This is a genomic window from Acetobacter lambici, assembly GCF_011516885.1.
Taxonomy (GTDB): Bacteria; Pseudomonadota; Alphaproteobacteria; order Acetobacterales; family Acetobacteraceae; genus Acetobacter; species Acetobacter lambici.
Genome location: NZ_WOTD01000066.1, coordinates 1 through 7,635, shown reverse-complemented (window position 1 = coordinate 7,635; position 7,635 = coordinate 1). Strand labels below are relative to the sequence as shown.

7 protein-coding genes and 1 pseudogene are annotated in these 7,635 nt (G+C 54.7%); 1 reads left to right on the top strand and 7 read right to left on the bottom strand.

Annotated elements, in window-relative coordinates:
- Nucleotides 1–424 precede the first annotated feature (424 nt).
- The 4 genes from GOB86_RS14075 to GOB86_RS14060 all read right to left on the bottom strand — a co-directional run bounded on the left by GOB86_RS14075 (nucleotide 425) and on the right by GOB86_RS14060 (nucleotide 3,051).
- Nucleotides 425–1,108, bottom strand: a complete 684-nt coding sequence (locus GOB86_RS14075) for a YoaK family protein (protein ID WP_003618716.1) — start codon at nucleotides 1,106–1,108, stop codon at nucleotides 425–427.
- Nucleotides 1,108–2,370, bottom strand: coding sequence for a cation:proton antiporter (locus GOB86_RS14070; protein ID WP_003618713.1), 1,263 nt, complete (start codon nucleotides 2,368–2,370; stop codon nucleotides 1,108–1,110). The genes GOB86_RS14075 and GOB86_RS14070 overlap by 1 nt, the downstream gene beginning before the upstream one ends.
- Before the next feature lie 130 nt (nucleotides 2,371–2,500).
- Nucleotides 2,501–2,794, bottom strand: coding sequence for a type II toxin-antitoxin system RelE family toxin (locus GOB86_RS14065; protein ID WP_003618711.1), 294 nt, complete (start codon nucleotides 2,792–2,794; stop codon nucleotides 2,501–2,503).
- The gene (locus GOB86_RS14060; RefSeq protein WP_003618686.1) at nucleotides 2,791–3,051 is read right to left on the bottom strand and encodes a type II toxin-antitoxin system RelB/DinJ family antitoxin; all 261 of its coding nucleotides are present in this window, start codon (nucleotides 3,049–3,051) and stop codon (nucleotides 2,791–2,793) included. The genes GOB86_RS14065 and GOB86_RS14060 overlap by 4 nt, the downstream gene beginning before the upstream one ends.
- 270 nt (nucleotides 3,052–3,321) lie before the next feature.
- On the opposite strand from GOB86_RS14060, the gene GOB86_RS14055 reads away from it, so the two are divergent.
- Nucleotides 3,322–4,118 (top strand): IS5 family transposase gene (locus tag GOB86_RS14055; protein ID WP_198912051.1). Its coding sequence is split into 2 segments (ribosomal slippage): nucleotides 3,322–3,661 and nucleotides 3,661–4,118, totalling 798 coding nucleotides; the frame shifts between segments, so codons are not numbered across the junction.
- Nucleotides 4,119–4,348: 230 nt separating this feature from the next.
- On the opposite strand, the gene GOB86_RS14050 is transcribed toward GOB86_RS14055, so the two are convergent.
- The 3 genes and pseudogenes from GOB86_RS14050 to GOB86_RS14040 form a co-directional block, all read right to left on the bottom strand.
- Complete coding sequence (locus tag GOB86_RS14050) at nucleotides 4,349–6,016, bottom strand: ATP-binding protein (protein ID WP_242012698.1); 1,668 nt, start codon at nucleotides 6,014–6,016, stop codon at nucleotides 4,349–4,351.
- A gap of 9 nt (nucleotides 6,017–6,025) precedes the next feature.
- Nucleotides 6,026–7,054: pseudogene (locus tag GOB86_RS14045) on the bottom strand (DUF4297 family anti-phage-associated protein); the annotation flags it as partial.
- Between the two features lie 280 nt (nucleotides 7,055–7,334).
- The coding region (locus tag GOB86_RS14040) for a transposase (RefSeq protein ID WP_165993231.1) at nucleotides 7,335–7,635 on the bottom strand (301 nt) is incomplete at its 5' end.

The following is a 7,635-nucleotide window of genomic DNA, read 5'->3' as shown; positions in this document are numbered from 1 at the left end:
TGCTTCCTGATACCGCATCAATCCCCGCCTTACATATGCGGAAATGCGTTGTGAGCCGGACTTCTGTTCCAGACTATCCGGTTGAGACAAGCATTTTGCGTTTCGTGACATAATGACCCTCTGACATGGCCAGATCCGTGACATCCACGAATCACTTTCTTCTTTAATGATAACTCACAGTTTTGAAACCGCCAGCGAGAGATAGAAACTGGCCGAGAATGATACCGCAATTTTCAGGGCCAAAAATGCCTACATCAAGTACAACTTGTCCTTCTGAAAAAAATCGTTCAGGAAAAGCAGCTATGGGGGGGGGGGAAGCTGAATGTCGGCTGTCAGGCATGAAAATCTGACCTGACCGAGAGGCAGATTCGCATCATAAACGCGTTACGTCCTGCGTCTGATCCTGACCTGTCAGACAGGGTGTTCAATTATCGTCCTGCCCGGAACGCTCCGTTTTCCAGATATCCCGGTATAGAAAGACAAGGAAAGGGACGGGCCAGAGGAACGGAAAACTACCGTGCAAGGCCAGCCCCGTAGCGGCGGCCATCACGCCTGCCAGAAAAGCCCCCCACGAAAGTAGCGGCAGAAAAATGCTTCCTGCGATAGGGCGAATGTTCCTGTCCGGCGCAATCCATGACGCCATCCATTCCGCAATTCCCGATGCGGCTTTTAACAGGTTTGTCGTCACGACGATCGTGGGCATGGGCGTGCCGGAGAATTTCGCGATCGTTTCGCCCTGAACAGCCAGCAGCGCCGGAAGCACGAGAAATTCTCCCCAGTAACGCAGGGACGATCCCTGAACCGCCTGCGCCAGAACCATGAAGATCGTCATGACCATGACCCCGCAAGCTGGCGACCATAACAGCCGCATCAGGCTGGCCAGAATAGCGGCAAGAAAAAATACGCCCAGCACACCCATCAGAAGCAGGCCGTGCTGCCAGTTCCCACTGATAAACGAGGCGCCCATATGCGTGGTATTGCCGGTCATCGCGCCGGCAAAGACACCGCTCAGATCGACGAAACTCAGGGCATCCACATAGCCTGCGACAAGCCCGAGAATGAGAACCCGCCGGGCGGAAATCGAGACGGGAAGAAGGGAAGACGGCATTACTGCGGCCGGGAGACGATTGACGGATAGAGCCTGCGGGCGACCCGCTCCATGGTCAGCCCCTGCACGATGATGGTGAACACCACGACACCGTAACAGACAGGCAGCAGCAGATCACGCAGGTCTCCGTGCGGCAGGCCAAGCGCCAGAGAAACCGAGATGCCGCCACGCAGGCCGCCCCATGTCAGGATGCCGAGGACACGGCCCCGCTCCCACTGCCGGAGATGAACCGGCAGGGTGGAGAACAGCACACTCAATGCCCGCACGGCAATGGACAGCGGGATCACGGCAAGCGTCGCCAGAACCGTGAACAGATGCGGCGTGATCTCCAGTATTTCAAAGCCGATGAGCATGAACAGCAGGACGTTCAGCACTTCGTCAATCAGCGTCCATGCAATGTCGAGTTCCTTGCGCGATACTTCATCGAAAATGGAATGGCTGTAGCTGGTTCCGAAGCAGAGACCGGCCACGACGACGGCAATCGCACCGGACATCCCCAACTGATTGGCGATGCTGAAGGTTCCGGTCGCCAGAGCCAGCGAGGTCAGCAGATCAATATGCGGGTCACGCTGTCCCTTGAGCACACGAAGAGCAATCCACCCGGTTATCGCTCCAAGAAGACCACCACCGAGCGCTTCGCGGCAGAAGCTCATGGCAATCTCAGAAGCGCCCACCCCTTGACTGTCTCCAGTCGCCAGCCCGATCGTCACACCGAAAATGACGACGCCCACGCCGTCATTGAACAGGCTCTCGCCCGCAAAGACGGCCTGTAGCGGTCCTGGCAGTCCCAGACGTTTCAGCATTCCCACGACCGAAACCGGGTCTGTCGGAGCGAGGATAGCGCCGAGCACGATGCACCATGTAAAGGGAACGGCATGGCCCAGCAGCGGGAAAACACACCACGCCGCGACCGCCAGAAACGCCACGGCCAGAACGGTTCCCAGAATGGAGAGAGCGGTCACAGACATCAGCTTTGCTCGCAGATGCCCGACATCCACCTGCATGGCTCCCGCAAAAAGCAGCAGCGACAGGGCACCGTTCAGAAGTGCCGCAGGCAGATTGATCGCGCCGAGTACAGACCGTGGGAGAGCCTGAAGGTCATAGGCCGGGATCAGAGGGTTCAGGATCATGACCAGAAGCGAGGTCAGCAATGAGAAGACCAGAACGCCGATCGTGACAGGAACACGCAACGTATGGTGGTTGAGAATGCTGAAGCCTGCCGAGAGCGTCAGGAGTAGAGCAAGAAGGCTGATGGTATCCATGACCTCACCGCTGACTGCTCAGGCTCCTTACGTCAAGAAAAACCGAAAATAGTCCGCTATTCGAGAAGCTTAACCGGGCATTGAATGACAAAAATGAGGCGGGAGCTGACTTTCTACCAAGAAAGTAAATTCACTCTGTTCGCTTCGAAGCCAGTTCATAAATCTCATTATCGGCTCTCCGGCCAACGGCAATTACATAGATGACGATCCGTTCGTCGATGACCTGATAAACAAGGCGGTAACCATCTTTCAGAAGCTTGATCTTATAAAACCCTGATAGGTCGCGATGCAGTTCGTTTCCTGGAGAGTGAGGGTTCCAGATCAGCTTTTCCAGCTTCTTTTCAAATTTCTTACGCACGCTGCCGTCAAGAGCATCCCACTCTCTGAGTGCTCTGTCGTCGAATTCAAGACAATACTCTTTCATTCGCGATGACGGTTCTTAAGCTCTGCAAAAGTCATACGATGCTTTTGGGCAGGGTTTTTTAGGCGTTCGCGCACAATCTCGATAAGCTCCGCATCCTCGTCTGTGACAAGCCTCCGCTTGACGGGAGAGCGACCCGTTTCAGCAATATACGCGAGCGTATCGCGCAGTGCGTCAGAAAGTGAAATGCCTTGAGCCGACAACTTCTTAACTGCGGCTGCCTTCAGCGTTTCATCTACCCGGAATGTAACAGCAGACATACAAAGCCTCCTTGCGTGTATGCACATATGTATCACAGCTGTTGGTACAAATGAAGCGAAAGATGGTCGATGCTGATGTCTGCATTCGAGAAACCTGATCGGTTGCGGAAACGGCAGAAAAGGAGGCGTAAGCAGTCTGTCTGCTTGCTACGCGCTAAACGGACCTACCGGTTTCGCCTCATCTCGGTCATCCAGCCGGTTAGAATAGCTTCCCGAAAGCGGAAATTGCTAGGGCCTGTTAGATCTTGAGTTTCTTCCCATATTATAGGGATGGAAGAAGGAGACAGAACAGGCACTTTTACGGACGAGAGGTGGGCGATCTGGGAACCTCTGATTGAGGCGGTTCGCCCAAACGGCAAGACGCCGCCCCATGATCTGCGGCGTACGATAGCAGCAATTTTCTGGCGTCATGAGAATGGCGCGAAATGGCGGAGCATCCCCGCTGAACTGGGTCCATGGTGGCGGGCGGCCCAGCTTTTCATCCGATGGGCGAAGCTGGGTGTGTGGGAACGCCTGCTCACACTGGTTCAGGAACAACAGGGAGTAGCACTCGGCATGACTTTTCTGGATGGCACGAATATCAGAGCTCACCACAAGGCGGCGGGAGCCCAAAAAAAGGGGGCTCTTTTGAAGAGCGAGACCATCGTGAAGCACTTGGCCGCTCTCGCGGCGGCTATGGCACGAAAGTCTGCGTGATAGCAGACGGGCATGGAAAGGCTGTTGGTTTTGCCCTGGCGCCCGGCCAGGCCCATGAACTGCCGCTGGCTCCAGATATGCTCGATAGCCTTCCCGCCATTCCTTTGTGGGTGGTGGCGGACAAGGGCTATGCCTCGGACGCCTTTCGTGAACGTATCTGGGATATGGGAGCTCGACCGGCCATTCCCGCAAAACGACGCGATGCGCCGGTTGCCTGCCCCAGATGGGTCTATCGGTGTCGGCACCTTGTCGAGAACCTCTGGGCTCGCCTCAAGGAGTGGCGCGCTGTCGCAACCAGATACGAAAAAACAGCAACGTCGTTCCTCGCGGTCATCCACATCGCTGCAGCCGCAGACTGGATCAAGTGCTAACAGGCCCTAGGCGAACCGCGATAAACCTCGTTTAAGACATCTCTGCCATTCCGTTGTGATTTGTCGAACGTCAGCTATAATTACCAGAAATTGGCAAACAACGCTCGCGCAGCGGACTTTATACTTGGCCCATACTGTTGTTAGGCACTGCAAACTCCACTCCCTCATTCGTGGATGATAATCACAATAGTTAATAATCATCTTTTCAAATGCCGTTCGCCATCGCCTGGCTATCGGCGCAACCACTCATCGCGGATCTTGTCGATTGCAAGATCCTTCCATTGCTTCTGCCAAAGATCCCAGTAGGGAATGTCAGTCGATGCCGGAGCCACCGTGCAAACCTCGATCTGGACAACGGACGGCAGGGCAATCGATTCTCCGACCAGCAGCGCCTCGCCCTGCTTGAACGCCGGCATCTTGTCGATGAGCGTTCCTAGCGAGTCCGGCAGCAACTTGCGGACATAGCCTTGGTCGACCGGATTGGTCAGGCGCATGGCGATAAAATTATTGCACTGTGAGAAGATCGTTTCAGAAATCTCCGATGGACGTTGGCTCGCGAGGAGCAAAGTAACGCCATATTTGCGCCCCTCTTTGGCGATGCGCTCGATCGACATCTTTGACGCCCGGAACTTCGATAGTTCGCTGTTCGGCACATATTTGTGCGCCTCCTCGTAAACGAGAAGAATGGGCGCATCATTGTTGATCTTCTCCTGTGGATCGGAGGCGCAGCGCAGACGCTTGTAGAAGTATCCATGTTCAAAGATCAGCCGCGAGATCAGCGAGACCGTGATGCTCAAAACCTCGAATGGGACGCCGCTCAAATCGATGACGGTGACGTTGTGCTGCTTGCCCGTGCTGTAGCCGAGAATGGATCGGAGCGTTTCCTCGAAAGAGATCGACTTGGATTTCTCGCCAAGGAAGAAGTCGAGACGCCGGTCGTTGATCTTGCTTTCGAGACGATTAACAAAGTTGGTCAGCCGCCCATAGAGGCTGCCCTGCGTAAGCTTCGGCTGCCCGGCTTTCTCCTTGTTACTCGCAGCATACACCTCACCGCTGTCGACCATCTCGGTGTTGCGGAAGTTGGCGTGGGCCAGAACGTCGTGAATGTCGAACGGGAGCGGTGTGTCCATATGGATCCGGTTCTTGTTGTCTTCTCCTCCCGTGAAGTGCGTCTTACGGCTCTGAATCACGGCATCCTTGAACACATTGCGCTGATTGTGATCATTCGCTTCGGTGTCGAGGAAGAACTCCTCCAACTCTTCACCGTTCAGCATCCAGTAAGGGAGAACCAGACTGGTGCTGTCGATGAAATTCGCCTCCGGAAAGGCCGCACGGTATTCTGAATGAATATCGAAAATGATCACGTGCGAATTGTTCAGCGTATATTCGCCCTTCGCCCCGACCGCCTTCTGGACGATCTTTGCGACGGTGTGGGACTTACCTGAGCCCGTGGAACCGACCACCGCAATATGCTTGTTGAAGAATTTGTTCCCGTCGACTGGAACCTCGACCTCTTTGTTCGTCGCAAGCCTCGAGAAGCAGAAGCGATCCTTCACGGGCAACGAACTGCCATAGATCAGGCGGATATCGCCGATCGTCGCTGGCTGGACGGTTTTCGGCGGGATCGCGAGAGCGTCTCCGCCGCGCTCAAATTTCTGATCGCGCAGAACGCCGAGCGGAAAAGCCTCGATCACATAGTCCTGGCTGCCGTCGTCGCGCGCCTGAATCTGGAAGTTCTCAATGATAGCGACCAGTACCGCATTCTCGTTGTCGGCGATCTTCAAATAAGAGCCGACACGGAGAGACTCCTCAGCAATCCTAAAGTTTTCGAGGTCGTCGACGACGATCTTGACCTTGTTAGGAAAGACCGCGACGACTTCCGCTTTAACACCACTCATACTCATCCCCTAAATGATCTTGTCTATATCTTCGCATTTCGGAATCTGGAATCGGGTGTGGCTGATGGCACCATCACCAAAGTCTTCAACCGGCTCACTGCGATAGAATTCATAGATCTCGCGCGAGCGCTGGAATGACAGAAAGGTCTGCCGCGCTTCCGCTAGGTCGCAGAATAGCCTCAGGGCCGGGCCAGCGTCGGCGGATGCGGGACGGGAGATCGACGCGGCGTCAAACTGGGACCCCTTGAAATCGTAGCCGTCAACGAAGCGAACGTCTTCATTGTGCAGTTCCTGCTTGAGGCCGGCAAGTTCGCTATCGTCGATGCCGACGAGCAGTACGTAGGGTGAGAAGGGCTTTACATCTCGCTTGGAGAGCTTGGAGTACTTCCGAGAAATAGTCTTCAGAAGCGTTTTGACCACGTTCCGGCTGTAGGTGTCACCAGCCGGATGGATGATAAAAAGCCGGTCGGCCGGAGACACATTGACGCCCGCTGCAAAAAATTCTTTGCGCAGCTCGCGATAATATTTGGCCGTACCGAGCTTGGCGATAAACCACTCATCAAAGAGATACGAAGATGTATCTATTCGCTTTATGAAGGCTGTCTTCGTTGTGACGCGCGAAGCCTTGTCCGGCTTGATCGCCAGTTCTTTGATCACCCTCAAGGCGCTGTTATAATAGAAAAATTCGGCCGTGAACGGAGTGCAGACGAACTGTTTGACAAGAATCCCTATGATTGCTTGAAACTGATCATCGAATTTCGCTGCATTCACGTCGATCGAGAGAACTTTCAAGAATTCCTCAAGCTCTGCGTCACTGACCCCAAGTTCTTCGTACTTTTTAACTGTCTTATCTTTTGATGCGGTTGTAAGAAAATTGGTCTTGAGGAACGCGATATCGAACGGAAGCACCAACTTGTCTTGCCCAGACGCAAAATGGCCGCTGAGCTGGTAATGGATCGCTGGCCGGCCGGCGGTGAGGCCCGCTTTATAGTGCGTGAGCATGAACATGATAGCGGGCTTAATAACTGAATGATTATACTCGGATTTCTTCTGTGGTTACCGTCCGTTATGCAAGAGTTTTCTGACCCATATTGACGTGTGATCGTGTGCGGTCTTCTGTAAGGCCTGTTGATGTGGCCTTTCAGAAGCCACTGGCCGGTATGGTGATCAGCGGATCAGATCCAAATCTCACAGGCGTGCTTTAAAGCACAGAGAAATCCACTGGTTTTTCCGATCCGGATCAAACGATCATGCGCCCATTCAGGTCATCGCCCTCTCACACCCCTACCGGTTCCATCCGCAGAAGCCAAGCCATCGCTCAGGCTGCCACGGACAGGGCCGGATCCCGATAATCCTCCTGTTTTGTTGCCATGGCCCAGATGGCCCGTGCCATCCTGTTGGCCAGGGCAATGGCGACCAGCATACGGGGCTTGCGGGCGAGCATCCGCGCCAGCCAGCTTCCCGGTGCAGGGGCCTTACGGCTGGCCCAGTTCACCAGGGTCATGGCACCCATGATGAGAAGCCTGCGGATATCAGCCTGCCCGGCTTTTGATATCTTCCCCAGCCTTTCCTTTCCGCCAGATGAGAACTGACGGGGCACCAGCCCCAGCCACGCAGCA